The organism is Streptomyces sp. CO7 (genome assembly GCF_053474865.1).
In genome coordinates, this window is sequence record NZ_JBRIOU010000216.1 from 1 (window position 1) to 2034 (window position 2034).

Annotated in this window: 2 protein-coding genes and 1 pseudogene; 1 reads left to right on the plus strand and 2 read right to left on the minus strand. The window is 77.6% G+C overall.

Annotation, left to right across the window (positions count from 1 at the left end; all coding sequences use genetic code 11):
* Window positions 1-411, minus strand: a pseudogene (locus ACOV8S_RS32795) (DUF1963 domain-containing protein); the annotation flags it as partial.
* Window positions 412-436: 25 nt separating this feature from the next.
* A complete protein-coding gene (locus ACOV8S_RS32800; protein ID WP_448322291.1) occupies window positions 437-1789 on the minus strand; it encodes an MFS transporter in 1353 nt (450 codons plus the stop codon).
* Between the two features lie 102 nt (window positions 1790-1891).
* Here ACOV8S_RS32800 and ACOV8S_RS32805 point away from each other — a divergent pair.
* Window positions 1892-2034: DUF5937 family protein (locus tag ACOV8S_RS32805; protein WP_448322293.1), on the plus strand; the 143-nt coding region annotated here is incomplete at its 3' end.

Sequence of the window (2034 nt, forward strand, 5' to 3'; positions counted from 1 at the left end):
GGGCGGGGTGGGGCGGACCTCGCCGACGGCCGCCGCCTCCCGCCAGTGGACCACCGGCGCGGGGCACAGCCGCGGCTCGTGGTCGAAGGGGCACCACAGGACCTGCAGCAGGTCCCGCCCGGGCGGGAACGGCACGCCCGGGGCGTCCGCCCGGTGGATCTGCAGGACGGGTACGAGCGGCGTCACGGCCCCGGCGGGGAGACCGCCGCCCAGGTCGACGTGCGCCTCGGGCTGCGCGCACCGGGGCCACGGCTCCTCGGCCGGCCACAGCAGCGGCCCTCCCAGGGAGTTGTCCCGGCAGGTCGGCTCCCCCGCCCTCGGGTGCAGCCGGAGCGTCTCGCGGCGCAGCGGGGCGAGTTCGGGGAAGAGCGCCTCCACGTCGACGGGCCGGGGCGGGGTGTGCGGGGTCATGACGTCCTTTGGAAACGGGGCGGGATCACCCCACCTTACGGAGCGGGTCGGACATCGCCGCTGCCCGATCACCGCTGCTCAGGACGGGGCGGGCAGGCGCCCGGTCCGCAGGCCCGTCCTGCTGCGACGCGCCCGCCGTCCCGCGATCCGCCGACGCCCCGTCGGCGGATCGCGGGACGGCGTCCCTCTCCCCGGCGACGGCCGCGGCGGCGAGCAGGGTGGCGGCGGCGAGGCCGCCCCAGAGGGCGAGGGGGCCGCGCGGGGCGAGCGCCGTGATGACGGCGGGCGACACGGCGAGGCCGAGGCCCGTGGAGAGCTCGAAGCGGGCCAGGGCACGCCCCAGGTGGCGTTCCGGGGCCAGGTGGGTGACGAGCGCGGTGGCGCTGCCGGCGTGGACGATCTCGCCGACCGTGCACAGCACGGACACCGCGAGGACCGCCGGGGCCGCCCAGGGGTGGCCGTCACCCGGTGCGGTGACCAGCAGGAAGCCGAGGTAGGAGAGGGAGAGGAGGAGGCCGGCCAGAGCCAGCACGGACCGTCGCCGGTAGCGGGCGAGCAGCAGGGTGACCGGCACCTGGAGAGCGACCACCAGCACCGTGTTGGCCACGAACACGGCGGCCGACCACGCCGGGGCGGCGTGCAGCTGCGTCACCAGCACCAGAGGCAGGGCGATCTCGGGGACGTTGAGGCAGAAGACGTAGACGACGTTGGCCGCGAGCAGCGCGGGCATCCGCGGCACGGCCCCGTGCCCGCCGTCGGGCTCCGGACCGGTGACCGGACGCACCCGCAGGCGCACGGACCAGGCGAGCGCCGCCGCGACGAGGTAGGCGAGGCCGGTGGCCGCGGCGAGCGCCCGCAGGGCCGGGGCGCCGCCCGCGAGGCAGACGGTGGCCACCAGGGCGCCCACGCCGAGGCCCGCGTTGCGCAGGGTGCGGCCGGCCGCCAGGGCGGCGTCGCGCTCCCGGCCCTGGGCGACGGTGGCCACCACGGCGGCGTGGGCGGCGGGCCACGCCTGGTTGCCGACGCCGTGCAGGAGCGTGGCCGCCGCGAACATCCACACGCTGCCTTCCGGGGTGGCCAGCAGCACGGCGACTCCCGCCACCCGCACCAGCATCGAGGCCGCCACGACGGTGCTGCGTGCGCCCCGGTCGATCCACCGGCCCACGGCCGGCATGCAGACCAGGCCGGTGACGACGGCGACCGTCATGGCGACGCCGGTGACCGGGGCGGACAGCCGCAGCACCGTCAGCCCGTAGAGCAGGAGGAAGGGGCGCAGCATGCCGGTGCCCAGGGCGTCCACGCCGAGGGCGACGGCGTAGCGGGGTCCTCCCGAGGCGCGGACGAGGGCGCGGGGGCGGACCTTCACGGTGGTCGTCATGGCCCCACCGTCGCGGCCACGGGCGGTGCGGGGCGCATGGGTTGACGATCACCGTCAAGCGACGCGTCGACGCCCGCCCGTGGCGGGGACGATGATGGGCGGGTGACGCTGAGCATCGACATCCGTGGTCTGCCGGCCCAGGGCCTGCGGTTCGCCGCCTCCCCGCTGGCCGAACTGACCGCGGTGCTGCACGTGCTGGCCGAGCCGGAGCACCATCCGCGCCTGGCCGCGCGGGCCGCCGGGGC

Excerpts from the sequence above, each read along its gene's own strand:
- ACOV8S_RS32800 (WP_448322291.1), bottom strand. The coding sequence starts at position 1,789 with ATGACGACCACCGTGAAGGTCCGCCCCCGCGCCCTCGTCCGCGCCTCG.